Source organism: Salinicola lusitanus (assembly GCF_003206045.1).
Classification (GTDB): Bacteria; Pseudomonadota; Gammaproteobacteria; order Pseudomonadales; family Halomonadaceae; genus Salinicola; species Salinicola lusitanus.
The window spans coordinates 697,628-716,523 of sequence record NZ_PZJM01000004.1; the positions used below are offsets into that span (position 1 = coordinate 697,628).

An 18,896-nucleotide genomic window follows, 5' to 3' on the forward strand; every position below is an offset into this window, starting at 1 on the left:
CTGTCGGCGGTATCGAATGGAAACAAGCGACTGACTCTCTGACTCAACGGTGGTACGGGTGCCCTGTGAGCAATGTCCAGGCGCGATAGAGCTGCTCTGCCAGCACGACCCGCACCAGCGGATGCGGTAACGTCAATGCGGACAGTGACCAGGAGTGTCGAGCGCGGGTCACGACCCGGGGGTCGAGCCCATCCGGGCCGCCGACCACCAGCGCGATGTCCTGCCCTTCCAGGCGCCAGGCATCCAGCTGTCGGGAAAGCTGCTCCGTGGTCCAGGCCGCTCCTTTGACCTCGAGCGCCACGATACGTTCCTGATCTCTCAGCTTTTCCAGCATCCGATCGCCTTCGGTCTGGATCGCCCGCGTCACGTCGGCGTTCTTGCCACGGGAACCGGCCGGAATCTCGACGATCTCGAACGGCATCTCCCGCGGCATTCGCTTGCGGTACTCATCGACGCCGGCCTCGACCCAGGCCGGCATGCGCGAGCCGACCGCCAGCAGCCGGATTTTCATCCCCGGAGCTCTTGCCGGTCCGAATCACCGGTGGCTCGCCGGGAGTCGGCAGGCAGGTCGGCCCAGAGACGCTCGAGATCGTAGAGCTGGCGGGTCTCGGGCATCATCACATGGGCGATCACATCACCCAGGTCCACCAGCACCCACTCTCCGCTCTGTTGTCCCTCCACGCCCAACGGGCGAAGGCCGGCCTCCTTGGCTTTCTCGATCACGTTGTCCGCCAGCGCGGAGACGTGCCGCGAGGACGTGCCGCTGGCGACGACCATGACATCGGTGACGCTGGTCAATTCGGCCACGTCCAGCTCGACGACATCGCGCGCCTTCAGCTCCTCGAGCGCGTCCACCACCAATGATTTAAGCGTATCTGTCTGCATAGCTCCTCGTCATATAACCCCTTCCGGAGAAAGGAATCGCGACCCCCGGGATCCGGGAGTCGCGCATTTTACGCGGATAGGCCATTAACGCCAGTCCCCACCTCTCGATATCGCTCACGAATGGCGATAGAGGGCATGGCTGGCGATATAGCGCTCCACCGCCTCGGGAATCAGATAGCGCACGCTGAGCCCCTGCTGCAGACGCCAGCGTACCTCGGTGGCGGCGATGGCCATGCGGCTCGGCAGCCGCAGCCGCAGCAGGTGCCCGCCGGGGGCGGCCATCATCGACTCCACCGTCGAGACCTCCCGCCCCTCGATCAGCGACGCCAATGCCGGTTCCAGCGGAGCTTCGTGGTCGGGCCGGTCGATCACCACGATATGCGCCAGAGACAACAACCGATCCCGCTGGTGCCACTCCGGAAGCCCCAGAAACGCATCGTGACCCACCGCCATGACCAGCCGCGCCTGCTCGCCCCACTCCTCGCGCAGCGACACCAGCGTATCGATGGAGTAGGAGTGACCCGGACGCCGAACCTCCCGATCGTCGGCCACCAGTCCCGGCGTATCGCCGATACCGGCTTTCAGCATCGCCAGGCGGTGCTCGGCGGAAATCCCCGGCGCCTTGCGATGCGGGGGGACATGAGCCGGGATCATGTGTACCGCGTCCAGCGCCAATGCCTCTCCCAGCTCGACGGCACTACGTAGATGCCCAATGTGAACCGGGTCGAACGTCCCGCCCAGCATCGCGATTCGCGGAATCGAGGGGCTCGGCACGTCAGCTCCGCACATGGCCGTCACCGAAGACGACGTATTTTCGCGTGGTCAGGCCTTCGAGGCCGACAGGACCTCGGGCATGAAGCTTGTTGGTGGAGATGCCGATCTCCGCTCCCAGCCCGTATTCGAAGCCGTCGGCGAAGCGCGTCGAGGCGTTGACGATCACCGAACTCGAGTCCACCTCGCCGAGGAACCGCCTCGCAAGCGTCAGGTTCTCGGTCACGATGGCATCGGTATGCTGGGATCCATGGGTGTTGATGTGATCGACGGCCTGATCGAAATCGTCCACCACCCGGATGGAGACGATCGGTGCCAGATACTCCGTCGCCCAGTCCTCGGGGGTTGCCGCCAAGGCATCGTCGACCCACTCCCGGGTGCGTGGGCAACCACGCATTTCCACGTTCTTGTCGCGATAGATGGCCGCCACCCGCGGCAGCACCTGACCCGCGATATCGGCGTGGACGAGCAGCGTCTCCATGGTATTGCAGGGGGAGTAGCGTTGGGTCTTGGCGTTGTCCGCGATCGCCACCGCCTTGTCCAGGTCGGCGCTGGCGTCGATATAGACGTGGCAGACGCCATCGAGGTGCTTGATGACCGGCACCGTCGCCTCGCCGGCAACACGAGCGATCAACGACTTGCCACCACGCGGCACGATGACGTCCACGAACTGGGGCATGGTGATCAGCTCTCCCACTGCCGCGCGATCCGTCGTCGCGACGACCTGCACGGCGGCGGCGGGCAAGCCGGCATCCGCCAGACCGTCGCTTATGCACTCGGCGATGGTGGCGTTGCTGGACGCCGCCTCGGAGCCGCCGCGGAGAATGCAGGCATTCCCCGACTTCAGGCACAGGCTCGCCGCCTCTACGGTCACATTGGGACGGGACTCGTAGATGATGCCGACCACGCCCAGCGGGACGCGCATCTGCCCGACCTGAATTCCGCTCGGTCGATAGCTCAGGCCATCTATCTGGCCCACCGGGTCGGCGAGCGCGGCAACCTGACGGACGCCGAGGATCATGGCGTCGATCCGGTCGGGGGTCAGTGCCAGACGATCGAGCAGCGCATCGCTCAAACCGTTCTCGCGACCACGGGCCAAGTCATCCCGGTTGGCCGCCGCCAACGCCGGCCTGGCGCCATCCAGGCGCGCCGCAATGGCCTCGAGCGCGGCGTTTTTCCGACCGCTGTCGACACGCCTCAATGCGGCACTCGCAACGCGTGCCTGCCGCCCCAGTTCCTGCATATATTGGGCGATATCCTCGACCCGAGGGGTCGCAGTCTGCTGCATGGTGTACTATCTCTTGTCAGTGGTAGCCCGCAACGAACGACGCTCGACATCGCATCGAGAGCGTCTCGACCGGCCGCGAAGCTTGGCATCGAACGGGCGATAAGGCTTTGTCCTTGATCGCGATTGACGCTATACGACTGTTCTCGGCACGTGCGATAGTGAGGGACGAATCGAGCAAGCCATTCGCAATCGGTCCAATATAAGCCACCATGCAAAGCAAGTACAAAAGCCTCGGCTCACGAATCCTACTGTCGCTTATGTTGCTGCTCGCGCTGCTCACGGGCTGGCTGGCGGAAGACGCCACAAGAGTGGCGGCCTGGGGCAGCGGCATCGCGTTTGCGGTATTGATGATCGGTCCCTCGCGTTTCTCTCGTTGGGTTCCCGCCGCCATCGTGGTGTCGAGCATCGCCATGCTTGCTACCCTCCAGGCCAGCAGCTACATCTGGCTGTGGATACTGCCGCTGTGTCTGCTGAGGATGCCGGGCAGGCCCGGCCTCGCATTCAGCGGGCTGATCTATGGCTTGAGCCTCGTCTACATCGGCTGGACTCTGCCGCTACCCACCGCCATCGTTGCCGGCCTGTCGCTGGCCGTCGCCTGGCTGCTGTGCCTGGAGCGGCAGACGAGCCCCGCGGCGATATCGGCGCACGCGACATCGAGCTGGCTGCTCCCGGCGGCTCAGTTGGATGGCGACATCCAGCGGGAACTGAAGCGGGCCGAGCGCGAAGCGTTGCAGGCGGAAGTGGTGGTTTTCGGTTGTGCTCGCTCGACGGCGGCCGACATGGCGACCCTCTCCCGCCGCCTTCAGGACACACTGGCGCTCTATGAACGCGCCTACCGGCTCAACGACTACGGCATCGCCGTCATCCTGGTGGCCCCGGACCCGGAATCGGCCCGCCAGCGACGTCAGCAGTTGCGATATGCGATCGCCCCGCACAAAGAGGTGTGGTCGACGCCCTTGACGGAGATCGGGGATCGCTTCGCGAGCTACCATGGCAAACGGTCCGCTGCAGTTCCGGAGGTGCAGCCTTGGCATTGAGCCGATACAAGTTGATCGCCCATCTTCTCACGCTGGCGTTACTGCTGGGTCTTGCCGTGTGGGAACATCTGATGCGTCACTACGATCTGATACTACCGCCCACCTTGATGGCCATCGCACTGCTGATCTCAGTGCCGCTGCAATACCTGGGCCGCCTGCGTCCGGCCATCGCCGACCACATCCTGCTGGTCGGCGGCTTGATTCTGTGCGCCCTGGAAGCCCCGGGTAGCCATAACCCCATGTTGTGGCTGGGCCTGTCGATCACGCTCGGCTATCTGCTGCTGTCCCCCTTGCCGGCCCTGCTGTTGACGATGCTACTGGTACCACTATGGCTGTTGCTGCTCGGCGACGCGCACATGACGGCCGTCAACCTGATGTTCGGCTGGTGGTTCTCTCTCGCGGCAGCGGCCCTGACTCTGCTGCCGGGCGGCACGCGCGCCCTGCGGTTCACGCTGAGGCCATGGCGAGACGATACGCAGCCCATCGGAGAGTTCATCTCCAGAAGTCTCGACATGGAGGTGGCCAGGGCGTCCGCGCTCAATCGACCGCTGAGCGTACTGGTGCTCTACATTCCGCAATTGGATCAGGCCGGCGACCAGTTCGGTGGCCACATGCGCGAGATACTGTCGGCGAGTTTCAGCGAAGTGATCTCCGACAACAGCCGCCAGAGCGATCTACTTGGCGAACATCATGCCAACGTCTTCTGGCTCATATTACCCAACGCCGGCGAAGCGGGGGCCGTGGCAGCCGCCAAGCGGCTCTCGGATGCCGTGACGTCGGTCGCGCATCCTGAGATCGGATCCCTGGAAAGTTTCAGCCGCGTCTGCACGCTGCGTGCTCAGGAGAGCACCGAACGCTTTTCACAACGCCTGGAAACCGCCGCCAACAAACTGCTGGAACCGCACGCTTGAACTTTACTCACTGGCTATACTCTCTCGCTCCCCCACCGGAACTGCTGCTGGTCATCATCTTCGCGGTGGCCTTGATCGAATCACTGGCGGTCGTCGGTATCATCGTCCCTGGCGTGGTGCTGCTGGGTGCGGCCGCCTCGATCGCCGGCCATGACGACGTTCCGCTGTGGTCGGTGCTGATCGTCGGCATCCTGGGCGCATTCGCCGGCGACAACCTGAGCTTCTGGCTGGGCCGCACGCAGCGCGACCGCATACCGTACTGGTGGCCGCTGTCACGCCATCCCCAGTGGCTGGCACGAGGCCACGAGTTCTTTCAGCGCTACGGTATCCTGTCCGTCGTCGTTGGCCGCTTTCTCGGGCCGGTCCGCCCGTTCATTCCCATGGTCGCCGGCATGCTGGCGATGCCGACGAGACGTTTCACCCTCGTCAACCTGGTCTCCGCGATAGCATGGGCGCCGGTCTACCTGCTACCCGGCTACCTGCTCGGCCGCTCGTGGGAGGAGTTGATGCAACTGCCTCCCGGTGCCGAACGGTGGCTGCTGACGCTGTCCGTCTCGCTGCTGGTGCTGGCGCTGCTGTTCTCGTGGATTCGCTATCAGCTCAGCGGGGAGGGTCGTCTGCACGGCTGGCTGGAAAAGCGTATGGCGCGCAGTCCGCGACTCTCCAGAGGCTGGCGTGCGCTGTGCTCGCCGTCTCCAGCCAATGAGTTCCCGCTGGCCTCGTTGTCGCTACTCGCGACCAGCCTGATCGCCTTGATCGTCTGGACCACCTGGGTCCTGATGCACAATGGCCCGCTGCCGATGGACCAGCAGATTCATGCACTGGCCGGCCTGCTGCAGCGCAACTGGCTCATCGGAACCAGCGAGGTCCTGGCCAAGGTGGGCGACGCATTGGGCATCGGGGTCCTGATGGCGCCCTGGCTCTTGTGGCTACTGCTGGCAAGGCGCTTCGCCGCGCTGCTGCATATCGCCGGCGCCCTGATTCTCGTCGCCACCGTCAACACGGTGTTCAAATCCCTGGCGGGGCGAGCCCGCCCGGACACACCGGATTACCTGACAGGATCGATGTCCTACCCCAGCGCCCACACCTCGACGATCGTGGTCGTGGTGGGGCTGACGGCCGCTTTCGCGGCCCAGGTGATGCCGCAGCGCTATCGCGGGTATGCCTATTGGCTGGGTATCGTCGCATGCGTCCCCATGGCCCTGTCCCGGCTGGTGATTGGCGTTCACTGGGCCAGCGACTTGATCGGCGGCGCCCTGCTGGGGCTGATCATCTGTGCCTTGACGCGCATCAGCTATCAGCATTTTCAGCGGCCCGACCGCGACATGCCTCCCTGGCCCTGGCTCTGTGCGGCCTCGCTGACACTGGAGATTCTCCGCGTCGTCCTCTTCGCCCCCGTCTGACGCCTTCCGTGCTTGCTCAATCGCCCCAGCGCGGCATCAGCGTCTGGGGCACACCCAACTGATTGAGAATGCGTGCCACGACGAAATCGATCATCGCCTGGACGCTGTCCGGGCGATGATAGAAACCGGGAGCCGCCGGCAGTACCACGCCACCCATATGGGTCAGCTTCAGCATGTTGTCGAGGTGGACGGCCGATAGTGGCGTTTCTCTGGGAACCAGGATCAGCTTTCGCCGCTCCTTCAACGCCACATCGGCGGCACGTTCGATCAGATTGTTGCTGGCGCCACAGGCCACCGCGGACAGGGTGCCAGTCGAACAAGGGCAGACGACCAGTGCCTGCCAGTCTCCGGAACCGGAGGCCACCGGCGCCATCCAGTCCTCGCGACCGAAGCAGCGCACCTGCCCCTCCCCGGCACCGAATCTCGCGGTCAGGTCCCGTGCCAGCCGGTCCGGCTGGGCCGGCAGTTCGATCTCGGTCTCGACGGCGATCACACGATGAGCGGCCTTGGAGACCATCACGTAGACCTCATGCTCGGCGGCGATGAGGCACTCGATCAGGCGTAGCCCATACTGGACGCCGGACGCACCGGTGATCGCGACAGCGATCGGTGCCCGATACGGCTTCACGGAAACCGTCTCATCGCGAACGGCCATGGCGCACCTCCAATGCCTGCAACAACTTGTCGTGGATGCCACCGAATCCACCGTTCGACATGACCACGATCCGATCACCGGACACCGCCTGTGCGACGACGTCGGCGACGAGCGCATCGAGATCGGTCTCGACGCGACTGGCTTCCTGCCCGGCCACCACTTCCGCCAGCGACCAGTCGAGCCCGGGGGGCTGATACCACCAGACGCTGTCGGCCCGCGATACGCTATCGGCCAGACGTGCTTTCATGCCCCCCAGACGCATGGTGTTGGAGCGGGGCTCGATCACTGCCAGCAACCGGCCCCCATGTCGGTCCTGGTCCAGCCCCTCGAGCGTCAACGCGATGGCCGAGGGATGGTGGGCGAAGTCATCGAGAACCTGGATTCCGCCCGCCTCGCCGCGAATCTCCTGACGTCGGCGGGGCGCGGCGAATGTCGCCAGCGCTCGACAGCCATCGGCCAGGGTGACGCCCAGGCAACTGGCTGCGGCCAGGGCGGCCACGGCGTTGGCGGCATTGTGCCGGCCACTCATTCCCCAGCGGACGACATGACTCTCGCCTCCCGCAACCACGGTGAAGACGCGGCTGTCGTCCGGATCCGGCAGCAGCCGCCACTCGCTCGCGGGCAGTCGGCCGAAGCGTTGAACCGGTGTCCAGCACCCCTGGCTCAATACTCGCTCCAGGGCGGGTTCGTCATCGGCGACCAGTAGCGAGCCGTTGCCCGGCACCGTGCGCACGAAGTGGTGGAACTGTCGCTCGATGGCTGCCAGGTCGGGGAAGATATCGGCATGGTCGAACTCGAGATTGTTGAGAATGGCGATATCCGGCCGGTAGTGAACGAATTTCGAGCGCTTGTCGAAAAAGGCCGTGTCGTACTCGTCCGCTTCGACGATGAACGGTGCACCGGCCCCGCCGAGACGAGCGGAGAGGCCGAAGTTGCGAAGTACGCCTCCGATCAGAAAGCCAGGCTCGAGGCCGGCGCATTCCAGTATCCAGGCCAGCAGGCTGGCAGTCGTCGTCTTGCCATGCGTCCCGGCCACTGCCAGGACCCGACGCCCCGGCAGGACTTGCTCCGCCAGCCACTGCGGCCCGGAGACATAGGGCAGCTTGGCGTTCAACAGCGCCTCTATCTCCGGATTGCCCCGGGAGAGCGCGTTACCGACGATGACGAGGTCAGGTGCCGGCTGCAGGTTCTCGGCATCATAGCCTTCCATCAGTTCGACGCCCATTTCCCGAAGCTGGAGGCTCATCGGCGGGTAGACGTTGGCGTCCGACCCCGTTACCCGATGCCCCAGCATCTTGGCCAGGCGTGCCAGACTCCCCATGAAAGTCCCGCAAACCCCTACTACATGAATGTGCATTCGAACTCTCCCTCACATTAACCGGCGAGCCTAGCATGGCCTCCCGGACCGAACCACTGGCCGCGGCCCGGTGACGCCGCCGTCACCGCCAGCCCGGTCCAGCCGCCGAGTCCACTCGGTCGATCCCCCCCAAACTGGTCTTCCTCTCATCCCTCAGTCGCAGAAAATTGATCGCGCCCCTCAATCCCGCCTCGTATTAACAGGCATTCGCCTTTCGGCTATGCTGGGCCCGCTTTCGTGCCCCGGCCCTCGACAGGGAGGTGTCATTCGATTGGCCAGCCAGTTTCATCCTTTCGTGATGATTCGAGGTCGATCATTGTCAGCGCGAGACCGTCATCGAAGTCCGCACGGGGATGCGACCGAGCACACCGGGCCGACGACGTGAGACCAGCACAACCGAACCTCAGGAGATGAGAGCCGATATGGCCAAGCACAACGCGTTCTACGCCCAGTCCGGTGGCGTCACTGCCGTCATCAACGCCAGCGCCTGCGGGGTGATCGAAGCCTGCCGTCGTCACTCGGATCGCATCGGCCATCTCTACGCGGGGCATAACGGCATCATCGGCGCGCTTCTGGAAGACCTGATCGATACCAATCAGGAGAGCGAAGAAGCGATCTCGGCACTGCGCCACACGCCCGGCGGCGCATTCGGCTCCTGTCGTTACAAGCTCAAGTCCATCGAGACGCACCGCACCGAGTACGAGCGCCTGATCGAGGTGTTCAAGGCCCACGACATCCGCTACTTCTTCTACAACGGCGGGGGCGACAGCGCCGATACCTGCCTCAAGGTCTCCCAGCTCTCGGAGACGATGGGCTACCCGTTGACGGCCATCCACGTTCCCAAGACCGTCGACAATGATCTCCCCATCACCGACAACTCCCCCGGCTTCGGCAGTGTCGCCAAGTACGTCGCCACCTCGACGCGCGAAGCGGCACTGGACATCGAGTCGATGTGCTCGACGTCCACCAAGGTCTTCATCCTCGAGGTGATGGGACGACATGCCGGCTGGATCGCTGCCGCCGGCGCCCTCTCCGGAGAGTCCCCGCAGCAAGCGCCGCACCTGATCATCTTTCCGGAAATCGCGTTCGACCGGGAGAAGGTCATGGCGCGCATCGACGAAGCGGTCAAGTCTCACGGATTTTGCGTGCTCGTGGTGTCCGAAGGTGCCCAGTATGCCGACGGGACCTTCCTTACCGACTCGGGCAGCACCGACGCCTTCGGCCACAAGCAGCTCGGCGGAGTCGCCCCCACCCTGGCATCGATGGTCAAGGAAGATCTCGGCTACAAGTACCACTGGGCAGTGGCCGATTACCTGCAGCGGGCGGCCCGCCACATCGCCTCCAAGACCGATGTCGATCAGGCGTACGCCGTGGGCGAAGCCGCCGTCGAACTCGCGCTGGCAGGCCAGAACTCGATGATGCCCGCCATCAAGCGCGTCTCCGATACCCCCTACGAATGGAAGATCGAACCGGCCCCGCTGTCGGAGATCGCCAATCACGAGAAGTTCATGCCGCGGGACTACATCAGCGAGGATGGCCTCTATATCAGCGAAGCTGGCCGGCGCTATCTCGCGCCGCTGATCCTGGGCGAGGACTTCCCCCCGTTCGAGAACGGCCTGCCCAAGGTTGCCAAACTCAAGAAGGCCAGAGTCGACCGCAAATTGGCCCAGTTCGAACTGTAAACCTCATCGGTCCAGATCGGCGCCGGCACCGGCGCCGACGGATCCCACCCTTTCCTCCCTGCCTCTTGCCCCGCCCTCTTCGACCCTCGTCGCGGAAAGAATCGCCTCGCGCCTCCAGCCGCTTGACCCGACGCTCGCCACCCCGGGATTGTCCCCATTTGGCGACACCCCATCGCCAAAATGAAAACAGTGTTCAAAAACCCTACGATCCGGCGCCCTTCAAATGTTTCGAGACTATAATCATCCGATCTACGGAAGCGGTCATGGAGTGGCGCTCTCCGAAGATCATGCCAATCGGCAAACGATAGGGACATCACAAGAGTTGCGAAGACTGCCGCATCGAACGCCTTACAGTTCGGCACTGCGGAGAGCACAGAGAGGAGCAAGGTCATGAACAAACCGATCATCATTGGTGGCGTCATTGCCGCACTGGGTATTGCCGGAGGGATCGCCGTCGGCTCCTATCAATCCTCGGAAAGCGGGCCCCGGTACGCTGAGATCGTCAGCGTCGAACCGATCGTGCAGACCACCGATACACCACGCGAAGTGTGCAAGAACGTCACGGTGACCCATCAGCGCCCGGCGAAAGACGAAAACCGCATCGCAGGCACCGCGATCGGCGCCATCGTCGGCGGCGTCGTGGGCAATCAGTTCGGTGGCGGTAGTGGCAAGAAGATCATGACCGCGGCGGGCGCCGTCGGTGGCGGCGTGGCAGGAAACCAGGTCCAGCAGCAGATGCAGCAGGGCGACACCTACCAGACCACCGAACAGCGCTGCAGTACGGTCAATGACAGCAAGGAGGAGACCGTGGGCTACGACGTCCGGTATCGCTACGATGGCGAGGTGCATGAAGCCAAGCTGGACGAGAAGCCCGACGGAGACCGGGTCCTGATGCGTGACGGCAATCCCCAATGGGATGATGACGCTCGGTCCTCGTGACGAGCCGATCATCACTGTCTCTCGCTTTCTCCCTGAAGCCCCTGACGACATCTCAGGGGCTTTCGCCATTTCACCGTGCCCTGCGCAATCAGTAGGAGAGCAATGGGCCTAGCGGTGCGTGGGCTTTCTCGGTCGCCCCTGGGGCCCGATGGGCTGACTTAACGCAATCTCGATGGCCCGCTCTCTCTCGACGCCCCTGTCAACGAGCTTCTTGACCCGAGTTTTCAATGTTCCCAACGGTATCCCGGAAATCTGAGCGTGGTAGGACAGGGTACCCTCGCGCGGCGCATTTTTTGTCCGTTGCTGGACGGGCTGAAGATCCCTCTTCGTCAATTTCATGGCCTTACCGAATATCCGCCTATGATACAGCCCGGCAACCTCAATGCGGCTGAGCAGTGTTCGACCGTAAATTAATTAAAATTAGTTTGCCCACATTACGTTTTGGATTATTTAACCTAGATCAATAAAAGTGCTTAAAAATTGCTATTTCCTAATGACCAAATCAGTGTCGACTGACTGGAAAAAGCCGCACTGAATCTGAATATCGGCATAGATATCAAAATCTTGAGATCGACCTGGAGCAAAGGTCGTAAAGCGGGGAAGCGGGAAATGATCGGCGGACGTTTTTATCGCACCAATGGACAAAAAAATGCCCCGCCGGCTCGATCGCTAAGATGGAGCCGGCAGGGCCAAAGATCGCGGTATCGCGACCATGAACCTCCGGGCAAGCGCACCAGGTGCGCTTGCCTCGATTCACGAAATCATGAGACTGGTTTTTGCACGCCGGAAATCAACATATGGTAGACACCACCCCCGGCCAACTACTATGGATATTAGGTTATCAGGATATCATGAGAGAGAGAAGACGGATTTTTCGTCGACTTTAGTGTTGCCGTGCAGGCGTCCCGACCCTATCCGCGCCCGGTAGAATGTGCGGCACGCTCATCAAGATTCGCGTTGCTCACAAAGACCGACTCATCGCGCCGCGGCCTATCGCCGGCAGGTCGCCTTGAGTCATCGCCGCTCCCTCGCAATGCCAGGTCTGTCTAGCGGTTGCCGCACACCGGACAGGCGGGATCTCTGGGCAGCGCGAAATGACGCCACTCGCCTTCCAGCGCGTTGAATGTGGACAGCCCCTGATGAGTCCGCCCCGCACCCGTGATCAATTTCATCGCCTCCAGCGCCTGGAAGCTGCCGATCAAGCCGACCAGTGGTGAAATCACCCCGCTCTCGGCACAGGTGAGCGCCTCATCGTCGCCTTGCTCACCGTAGAGGCAGGCGTAGCAGGGCGATTGGCGCTGCCGAGGATCAAAGACAGCCAACTGGCCGGAAAAGCGAATGGCCGCGCCGCTCACCAGCGGCGTCCCGCTCTCGACGCAGGCCCGATTGATGTCGAAGCGACTGGAGAACCGGTCGGTGCAGTCCAGCACGACATCGGCCTGGGCGACTTCCGCCGTCAACGCCTCGCCGACGAGACGCGCCTCCAGAGCTCGTACGTCACATGCCGAGTTCAGGCCCCGCGCCGCTTCCGCCGCCGAGCACGCCTTGGACTGCCCCAGGCGCCCTTCCGTGTGGGCAACCTGACGCTGCAAATTGGACAGCTCGACAATGTCGTCATCGGCGATGCCCAGACGACCCACACCGGCCCCCGCCAGGTAGAGGGCCGCGGGAGATCCCAACCCACCGGCCCCGATAATCAACACCCGGGAGGCCAGCAAACGCTCCTGCCCCACGATGTCGATCTCGTCGAGCATGATGTGACGGCTGTAGCGTAGTAGTGCTTCGTCGTTCATGAACTTTCCTGGGCACGAAAGCTACCGTTATCGGCCAGCCCTAGCCACGCATCATCGGTCGTCTTCCGGCAGGCAGTCGGGAATCGGCAACGCCAACTCCTCCTTGACCTCTTCCATGACCACGTAGCTCTTGGACTCCTTGACGCCGGGCAACGTCAACACCACGTCGCCCAGCAGTTGTCGATAGGCAGACATTTCGGGAATACGGCATTTGAGAATGTAGTCGAACTGTCCGGAGACCAGATGGCACTCCTGGATCTGCGGCAGCTTGGCGACCGCCTTGCGAAACTCGTCGAACACCGATGGCGACTGCGTGTTGAGGCTGATCTCGACGAATACCAGCAGGTTGGCATGCAGGGCCCGAGGGTCGAGAATGGCCTTGTAACCCCGGATGATACCGGAACGCTCGAGACGCTTGACCCGCTCCAGGCAGGGTGTGGTCGACAGGCCCACCTGCGACGCCAGATCCACGTAGGAAATTCGGGCATTGTCCTGCAGGCAACGCAGTATGTTGAGATCGATCCGATCGAGAGCTCGAGATTTGGCTTTCATTGGTGTAATTGTTCCAAGCCGATGGATGAAGGGTTCCCTGAAATACGCGGTCGGCAGCGAAGCGCCACGTCACGAGTCGCGGTCTCGTTGCCGCTCACGGGGGCGTTATTACTATCACAGAGGCGTTACAAACCTCCAGCGAGCCCGGTCACCTTCGTTCAACGCTGACGACCAATGCCGGCATTTCGAGTCAGCCCCACTGGCCACCGCTCACCCGCTCGTGGCCTGCCAGGTCGCGCCGCGACGCGACGCCGCGAAAACCGCGATCCCGCAGCGCCTGTCGCACCGGCCCCGCCTGGCGATGACCGTGCTCGACCCATAGCCACCCCGCCGGGCGCAAATAGTCCGGCGCACGCTCGACCAGCCAGGCCAGACCCGACATCCCCGCCCCCTCCGCCACCAGTGCCGAGCGTGGCTCGAAACGGACGTCATCGAGCAGCAGATGCGGATCGTCTTCCGCGATATAAGGGGGGTTGGAGAGAATCAGGTCGAAGCGATGCCCGGACAGCGCGGAAAACCAGTCGCTCTGGAGAAAGCGGGCGTTGGCTATCGCCAGCCGTTGGCCATTGCGTCGCGCCAGCGTCACCGCATCGGCCGAGAGATCGACGCCGGTAACCTGCCACTCACGCCGTTCACTGGCAAAGGCGAGCGCGATGGCACCGGTGCCGGTGCCCAGATCGAGCAGCTCGCCGGCGGGCGTCGATGCCGCCTCGAGCGCCACCTCGACGAGACACTCGGTATCCGGCCTGGGAATCAGCGTCGCCGGCGACGTCTCGAGACTCAGTCCCCAGAACTCCCGCGATCCGACCAGATAAGCCACCGGCACGCCCTCGACCCGGCGGGCGGTCAGCGCCTGGAAGCGCTCCCGCTGCGCCGCCGTCAGCTCACGATCGCCCCAGGTATAGAGCCAGGTCCGGTTGGCGGCGCAGACATGGGCCAGCAGCACCTCGGCGTCGAGCCGCGCCGTGGGTGATGCCACCAGTCGCGCCGCCGCCTCGCGCAGGGCCTCGTCGATCGTCATCACTCGCCCTGCAGGGCCGCCAGTTGATCGGCCTGGTACTCGTTGACCAGCGGTCTGATCACTTCGTCGAGATCGCCGGCAACGACCTCACCCAGCTTGTAGATCGTCAGGTTGATCCGGTGGTCGGTGAGCCGCCCCTGGGGAAAGTTGTAGGTTCGGATCCGCTCGCTGCGATCGCCCGACCCCACCAGCGAGCGTCGGGTATCGGCCTGCTGCTGGCGCTGCGAGTCCACCGCGGCCTGCTTGAGTCGCGCCGCCAGTAGCGACATCGCCTTGGCCCGGTTCTTGTGCTGGCTGCGCTCCTCCTGACACTCGACCACCAGCCCGGTCGGCAGATGGGTGATACGGATGGCGGAGTCCGTGGTGTTGACGTGCTGGCCGCCGGCGCCGCTGGAGCGGAACGTATCGACGCGGAGATCGTTGGTGTTGATATCGACATCACCGACCTCGCTCGCCTCGGGCATGACCGCGACGGTACAAGCGGAGGTGTGGATACGCCCCTGGGATTCCGTGGCCGGGACGCGCTGTACCCGGTGCGCACCGGACTCGAACTTCAACGACGCGTAGACGTTATCGCCCTTGACCCGCGCGATGATCTCCTTGTAGCCGCCCTGCTCGCCATGGCTGGCACTGACCACCTCGACCTTCCAGCCCCGGCGCTCGGCGTAACGGGAATACATCCGGAACAGATCGCCGGCAAACAGCGCGGCTTCGTCGCCACCGGTGCCCGCGCGAACTTCCAGGAAGACGTTGCTGTCGTCATCCGGGTCTTTGGGCACCAGCAGGCGCTTGACCTCCTCCTCCAGCTCCTCGAGTTCCGCTCGGGACGAGCGCCACTCCTCCTCGGCCATCTCGCGCATCTCCGGATCGCTGTCCTGGCGCATCTGATCGGCCGCCTCGATGTCGCCTTCGGTGCGGCGATAGGCGAGCCAGGCCCCGACCAGCGGCTCGAGTTCGGCGTACTCGCGAGAGTAGTCCCGGAAACGCGGTTGATCGGCGATCACCTCGGGCTCGGAAAGCAGCGCGGACAGCTCCTCGAAGCGGTCCTGGAAGGCGTCGAGTCGTTCACGCAAAGACGCTTTCATGCCCACTCCTGTATTGTCATACCGAGTCCTGTGTCTTGGCGGGCCCCTCGATGAGCAGGTTATCGGCCGCCTGGATGATATCGTGACGTGACTGGCCCGAGGCTTCACGCAGGCGCAGCGTCGGGCCATGCATCAATTTGTTGGCCAACTGGTGAGAGAGCCGCTTGATCACCGTCTCGGGATCCTCGCCGCGCGCCAGTTGCGCCAGCGCTTCCGCTTCGGAGTCGCGCCTCAGCGCCTCGCCGTGCTGACGATAACGCCGAATCAGGTCCCCGGCGCCGCGAACCCGGCGCTGGTGCAGCCAGTGCTCGACGCCACTGTCGATCAGTGCCTCGGCCTGACGCGCGGCGACCTCGCGATGACGGCGATTTTCGGCGATCACCTGCTGCAGATCGTCGACGCTATAGAGGAAGACATCGTCGAGATCGCCCACCTCGGGTTCGATGTCCCGCGGCACCGCGATGTCGACCATGAAGATAGGCCGGTGACGGCGCACCTTGAGCGCGCGCTCGACCATGCCCTTGCCGAGGATCGGCAGTTCGCTGGCCGTGGAAGCGATCACGATGTCCGCCTGCTCCAGCGCCTGGGGGATGGCACTGAGCTCGATCGCCCGTCCACCGCAGTCGTCGGCCAGCGCCTGGGCTCGCGCCAGGGTACGATTGGCGACGGTCAGCCCCATGATGCCCGCCTCGCGAAGATGGCGCGCGACCAGCTCGACCGTCTCCCCGGCGCCGATCAGCAGAGCGCGGGCGCGACTGAAATCGTCGAAGATCCGGCTGGCCAGGCTGACCGCCGCGTAGGCGACCGAAACCGGGTTTTCGCCGATCGAGGTCTCGCTTCGGACCTGCTTGGCGATGGAGAAGGTATGCTGGAAGAGGCGCTCCAGCTCGCTGCCGAGTCCCGCATGCTGACGCGCGATCTGATAGGCATCCTTGAGCTGGCCGAGAATCTGCGGCTCGCCCAGGACCATCGAGTCCAGCCCGGCCGCCACCCGCATCAGATGTTTCGCGGCCTCGCCCTCGTGATAGTGATAGGCGCAGTTCAGCAACTCCTCGGCCGGCATGCCGTGGAATGCCCCCAGCCACTCCAGCAGTTGACGCTCACCTTCGGCCACGGTGATGCAGTACAACTCGGTCCGGTTGCAGGTGGAGAGCACCGCCGCCTCGCGCACGTCGGGCAGGGCCCGCAGCTGCGCCAGCGCGGACTCGAGCTGTGCCGGCGAGAAGGCGACACGCTCGCGCATGTCGACCGCGGCCGTCCTATGATTGATACCCAGTGCTAGCAGCGTCATGAAATCACGGTCACTTTCTTGCGTGGACCCGGCCCTCGCGCCCTCAAGCATCATGCGGCGTGCCGGGATGGAACGCGACGGATGTCAGGTCGTCAGACGCCCCACCAATGTTCGCGACCGGCCAGTGGCCAAGACGCCGAGACAGCCAGCCGACGGCGGGCCCCAACTGGGGCCCGTTCACACTATAGGCCGCGAGCCGCGTTGCTGCGCCAAGTGCGGTCAGGCAAGGCGCGGGACGCCGATAAGGGTCGTTTCCTTATCCCGTCACCCAACGAAGCCTGGGCGGACTCGACGCGCAGCCCCAGGGGACAGGCCTATGTGTCACCCGTCGAGCGAAGCGGCGCCATTTTAGCACAACCGGAAGACGCTTAGCAGGCAATGAATCAAGCCCGCGGCGGCCGTCTCCGCGATTGACCCCGGCCCGCCAGCCGCTATGCTGGACCCATTGATCGATCTCGAGGGCCGCATGCCTAAAAGTCTGTTATCCGCCGCTATCTGCGCGGTCCTGTTGGCTGGCTGCGAGAGCCTGCCGGGCGGTTCCGGGTCGCCGCCTGTCGATGACCCGTTAGCCACGGCACCGCCCGTCTCCAGCGGCTTCGATGCCGAAGGTCTCTCCCAGGTACTGCTCTCCGAGATGGCTGGCCAACGCGGCGATTTTCATCGTGCTGCGGTTGGGTACCTGGCGGCGGCCGAGCGCTACCGCTCCGCCCCCCTGGCCGAGCGTGCCACCCTGGCCGCGCGCTATACCGACGACACGGCGCTGCTGAATGCCACGGCGGAGCGCTGGCAGCAACTGGCACCCGAGGATACGGCCCCGGAAAAGCTGCTGTCGGGGATCGCGATAGACCGCGGCAACTGGCCGGCGGCCCTGCAGCATAGACTGGAACTCGCCCGGGCAGGAGAAGATGCCCAACTGCTCGATCTGGCCGACCTGATGGTGGAGTCCCAAGCGGAACTGCCGCCGCTGATTGCCCAGTTGCGCGACTTCACCGCCACCTTCCCGGACAATGCCGATGCCCAGATGGCAACGGCGCGGCTGGAGGCCGCCGACGGCCGGGTGGACGAGGCCCAGCAGCGTCTGAAACGTCTGACACGGCAACACGCCGAGCTACCCGAGCTCTGGCTGGCCCGATCCCAGATCGCCCTCGAAGCCGGCGACTACGCCCAGGCCGCCGCTACCGCAAGGCGTGGCCAGGAGCTCTCACCCGATGACGACCGGTTCCTGCTGGCGTTGGCCCAGGCCCAGATTGCCAATGGCGACATCGCCGCCGCCGAAGGTCAGATCGATCAACTGTTGGCACGGCACAACGCAACCCCGTCGCTGCGTATCGGCCTCGCTCAGCTCTATCTCGACGCGGGAGCGATCGAACCCGCTCGTCGGTTGCTGCTGCCGCTGCTCGACCGCGATGACACGCCGCCGGCCACCTACCTGGTGCTGGGCAGCATTGCCGAGACCCAGGGCGAGATCGAAAACGCCCTTCTTTACTACCGCCAGGTACCCGTGGGCCCGGGTTTCCTCGATTCGCGTGCGCTGGCCACCCGTATGCTCACCGCCAACGGTCGCGCCGACGAGGCCCAGCAGTTCCTGCGCATCGAGATTCTGCGCCACCCCGGCCAACGCGTCGCGCTGACCCAGATCGGCCTGCAGGCTCTCGACAATGTCGATCGGACAGCGGCGGCAGATGCCCTGCTTGCCAGCAGCCTCGAGCAGGCCCCGGACGACGCCGACCTCCTCTACACTCGCGCCATGCGCGAGTTCGAACGCGGCAACGTCGAGACGATGATGAGCCAGATGCGTCAACTCATCGCCAGGTACCCAGACAACGCCGCCGCGCTCAACGCCCTGGGCTATACCCTGGCGACGACCACCGAGAGCTACGACGAGGCGCAGGAACTCATCGAAAGGGCTCACGCCCTCGAGCCGCAGAGCCCGGCGATCCTCGACAGCCTGGGGTGGGTATATTTCAAGCGCGGGGAGACCCGCAAGGCGCTGGGCTATCTGCGCCGCGCCTACGCCGGCCAACCCGATCAGGAGGTCGCCGCGCATCTCGCCGAAGTGCTGGTCGTGCTCGACCATCAGCAAGAGGCCCGTGCCCTGGTGAAGTCCGCGCTCGCCGACAGCGAAGTCCATCCGGATATCGACGACCTGTTGACCCGCTATCCGCAGTTGGCCCCGCAGCCATAGTCCCCCGGGGCAAGGCGGACGAACTCGCAGTTCGTGACCAC

Annotated in this window: 17 protein-coding genes; 6 read left to right on the plus strand and 11 right to left on the minus strand. The window is 64.2% G+C overall.

Going from position 1 to position 18,896, the window contains the following annotated elements; all coding sequences use genetic code 11:
- Window positions 1-43 precede the first annotated feature (43 nt).
- From rlmH to DOM45_RS10555, 4 genes are all read right to left on the minus strand, one after another.
- Window positions 44-511, minus strand: coding sequence for a 23S rRNA (pseudouridine(1915)-N(3))-methyltransferase RlmH (gene rlmH / locus DOM45_RS10540; protein WP_110600212.1), 468 nt, complete (start codon window positions 509-511; stop codon window positions 44-46).
- A complete protein-coding gene (gene rsfS / locus DOM45_RS10545; RefSeq protein WP_110600214.1) occupies window positions 508-885 on the minus strand; it encodes a ribosome silencing factor in 378 nt (125 codons plus the stop codon). Before rsfS ends, rlmH begins: the two co-directional genes overlap by 4 nt.
- Before the next feature lie 114 nt (window positions 886-999).
- The gene (nadD, locus tag DOM45_RS10550; RefSeq protein WP_110600216.1) at window positions 1,000-1,674 is read right to left on the minus strand and encodes a nicotinate-nucleotide adenylyltransferase; all 675 of its coding nucleotides are present in this window, start codon (window positions 1,672-1,674) and stop codon (window positions 1,000-1,002) included.
- Window positions 1,661-2,944 carry a glutamate-5-semialdehyde dehydrogenase gene (locus DOM45_RS10555; protein WP_110600218.1) on the minus strand — a complete coding sequence of 428 codons (1,284 nt, stop codon included), beginning with the start codon at window positions 2,942-2,944 and terminating at the stop codon, window positions 1,661-1,663. The genes nadD and DOM45_RS10555 overlap by 14 nt, the downstream gene beginning before the upstream one ends.
- Before the next feature lie 257 nt (window positions 2,945-3,201).
- Between DOM45_RS10555 and DOM45_RS10560 the strand changes: the two genes are divergently transcribed.
- From DOM45_RS10560 to DOM45_RS10570, 3 genes are read left to right on the plus strand one after another with little or no spacing between them, the layout of a single operon-like run.
- Entirely contained in the window at window positions 3,202-3,981 is a 780-nt protein-coding gene (locus DOM45_RS10560) for a hypothetical protein (protein ID WP_110600220.1), read from the plus strand.
- On the plus strand, window positions 3,972-4,892 hold the full coding sequence (locus DOM45_RS10565) for a diguanylate cyclase domain-containing protein (protein WP_157958396.1): 921 nt from the start codon (window positions 3,972-3,974) through the stop codon (window positions 4,890-4,892). The genes DOM45_RS10560 and DOM45_RS10565 overlap by 10 nt, the downstream gene beginning before the upstream one ends.
- Entirely contained in the window at window positions 4,889-6,295 is a 1,407-nt protein-coding gene (locus tag DOM45_RS10570; protein WP_110600224.1) for a bifunctional DedA family/phosphatase PAP2 family protein, read from the plus strand. The genes DOM45_RS10565 and DOM45_RS10570 overlap by 4 nt, the downstream gene beginning before the upstream one ends.
- Before the next feature lie 16 nt (window positions 6,296-6,311).
- On the opposite strand, the gene DOM45_RS10575 is transcribed toward DOM45_RS10570, so the two are convergent.
- Together DOM45_RS10575 and mpl are read right to left on the minus strand one after the other, a co-directional pair.
- Window positions 6,312-6,950: a flavin prenyltransferase UbiX gene (locus DOM45_RS10575; RefSeq protein WP_110600226.1), complete on the minus strand. Its 639-nt coding sequence runs from the start codon at window positions 6,948-6,950 to the stop codon at window positions 6,312-6,314.
- Window positions 6,934-8,307 carry a UDP-N-acetylmuramate:L-alanyl-gamma-D-glutamyl-meso-diaminopimelate ligase gene (gene mpl / locus DOM45_RS10580; protein ID WP_110600228.1) on the minus strand — a complete coding sequence of 458 codons (1,374 nt, stop codon included), beginning with the start codon at window positions 8,305-8,307 and terminating at the stop codon, window positions 6,934-6,936. Before mpl ends, DOM45_RS10575 begins: the two co-directional genes overlap by 17 nt.
- Window positions 8,308-8,729: 422 nt before the next feature.
- On the opposite strand from mpl, the gene DOM45_RS10585 reads away from it, so the two are divergent.
- Both DOM45_RS10585 and DOM45_RS10590 read left to right on the plus strand, forming a co-directional pair.
- A complete protein-coding gene (locus DOM45_RS10585) occupies window positions 8,730-9,989 on the plus strand; it encodes a 6-phosphofructokinase (RefSeq protein WP_110600230.1) in 1,260 nt (419 codons plus the stop codon).
- A gap of 390 nt (window positions 9,990-10,379) precedes the next feature.
- Window positions 10,380-10,928: a glycine zipper 2TM domain-containing protein gene (locus tag DOM45_RS10590; protein ID WP_110600232.1), complete on the plus strand. Its 549-nt coding sequence runs from the start codon at window positions 10,380-10,382 to the stop codon at window positions 10,926-10,928.
- A gap of 1,046 nt (window positions 10,929-11,974) precedes the next feature.
- Here the strand turns inward: DOM45_RS10590 and DOM45_RS10600 are convergent.
- The 5 genes from DOM45_RS10600 to hemA all read right to left on the minus strand — a co-directional run bounded on the left by DOM45_RS10600 (window position 11,975) and on the right by hemA (window position 16,670).
- On the minus strand, window positions 11,975-12,721 hold the full coding sequence (locus DOM45_RS10600) for a HesA/MoeB/ThiF family protein (protein WP_110600236.1): 747 nt from the start codon (window positions 12,719-12,721) through the stop codon (window positions 11,975-11,977).
- Window positions 12,722-12,772: 51 nt separating this feature from the next.
- The gene (locus DOM45_RS10605; protein WP_110600238.1) at window positions 12,773-13,273 is read right to left on the minus strand and encodes an Lrp/AsnC ligand binding domain-containing protein; all 501 of its coding nucleotides are present in this window, start codon (window positions 13,271-13,273) and stop codon (window positions 12,773-12,775) included.
- A 190-nt stretch (window positions 13,274-13,463) separates the two neighbouring features.
- Window positions 13,464-14,294, minus strand: a complete 831-nt coding sequence (gene prmC / locus DOM45_RS10610; RefSeq protein ID WP_110600240.1) for a peptide chain release factor N(5)-glutamine methyltransferase — start codon at window positions 14,292-14,294, stop codon at window positions 13,464-13,466.
- Window positions 14,294-15,379 carry a peptide chain release factor 1 gene (gene prfA, locus DOM45_RS10615; RefSeq protein ID WP_110600242.1) on the minus strand — a complete coding sequence of 362 codons (1,086 nt, stop codon included), beginning with the start codon at window positions 15,377-15,379 and terminating at the stop codon, window positions 14,294-14,296. The genes prmC and prfA overlap by 1 nt, the downstream gene beginning before the upstream one ends.
- 16 nt (window positions 15,380-15,395) lie before the next feature.
- Window positions 15,396-16,670 (minus strand): glutamyl-tRNA reductase, encoded by a 1,275-nt coding sequence (hemA, locus tag DOM45_RS10620; protein ID WP_110600244.1) that lies wholly within the window; start codon window positions 16,668-16,670, stop codon window positions 15,396-15,398.
- A 466-nt stretch (window positions 16,671-17,136) separates the two neighbouring features.
- On the opposite strand from hemA, the gene DOM45_RS10625 reads away from it, so the two are divergent.
- A complete protein-coding gene (locus DOM45_RS10625; protein WP_110600487.1) occupies window positions 17,137-18,855 on the plus strand; it encodes a tetratricopeptide repeat protein in 1,719 nt (572 codons plus the stop codon).
- The last annotated feature ends 41 nt before the right edge of the window (window positions 18,856-18,896 follow it).

What these genes read in the sequence shown, in the direction of transcription:
- DOM45_RS10575 (WP_110600226.1), bottom strand. Translation starts at nt 6,950, where the DNA reads ATGGCCGTTCGCGATGAGACGGTTTCCGTGAAGCCGTATCGGGCACCG.
- mpl (WP_110600228.1), bottom strand. Translation starts at nt 8,307, where the DNA reads ATGCACATTCATGTAGTAGGGGTTTGCGGGACTTTCATGGGGAGTCTG.
- nadD (WP_110600216.1), bottom strand. Translation starts at nt 1,674, where the DNA reads ATGTGCGGAGCTGACGTGCCGAGCCCCTCGATTCCGCGAATCGCGATG.
- rlmH (WP_110600212.1), bottom strand. Translation starts at nt 511, where the DNA reads ATGAAAATCCGGCTGCTGGCGGTCGGCTCGCGCATGCCGGCCTGGGTC.
- prmC (WP_110600240.1), bottom strand. Translation starts at nt 14,294, where the DNA reads ATGACGATCGACGAGGCCCTGCGCGAGGCGGCGGCGCGACTGGTGGCA.
- DOM45_RS10590 (WP_110600232.1), top strand. Translation starts at nt 10,380, where the DNA reads ATGAACAAACCGATCATCATTGGTGGCGTCATTGCCGCACTGGGTATT.
- DOM45_RS10625 (WP_110600487.1), top strand. Translation starts at nt 17,137, where the DNA reads ATGCCTAAAAGTCTGTTATCCGCCGCTATCTGCGCGGTCCTGTTGGCT.
- DOM45_RS10600 (WP_110600236.1), bottom strand. Translation starts at nt 12,721, where the DNA reads ATGAACGACGAAGCACTACTACGCTACAGCCGTCACATCATGCTCGAC.
- hemA (WP_110600244.1), bottom strand. Translation starts at nt 16,670, where the DNA reads ATGACGCTGCTAGCACTGGGTATCAATCATAGGACGGCCGCGGTCGAC.
- DOM45_RS10605 (WP_110600238.1), bottom strand. Translation starts at nt 13,273, where the DNA reads ATGAAAGCCAAATCTCGAGCTCTCGATCGGATCGATCTCAACATACTG.
- DOM45_RS10560 (WP_110600220.1), top strand. Translation starts at nt 3,202, where the DNA reads ATGTTGCTGCTCGCGCTGCTCACGGGCTGGCTGGCGGAAGACGCCACA.
- rsfS (WP_110600214.1), bottom strand. Translation starts at nt 885, where the DNA reads ATGCAGACAGATACGCTTAAATCATTGGTGGTGGACGCGCTCGAGGAG.
- DOM45_RS10555 (WP_110600218.1), bottom strand. Translation starts at nt 2,944, where the DNA reads ATGCAGCAGACTGCGACCCCTCGGGTCGAGGATATCGCCCAATATATG.
- prfA (WP_110600242.1), bottom strand. Translation starts at nt 15,379, where the DNA reads ATGAAAGCGTCTTTGCGTGAACGACTCGACGCCTTCCAGGACCGCTTC.
- DOM45_RS10585 (WP_110600230.1), top strand. Translation starts at nt 8,730, where the DNA reads ATGGCCAAGCACAACGCGTTCTACGCCCAGTCCGGTGGCGTCACTGCC.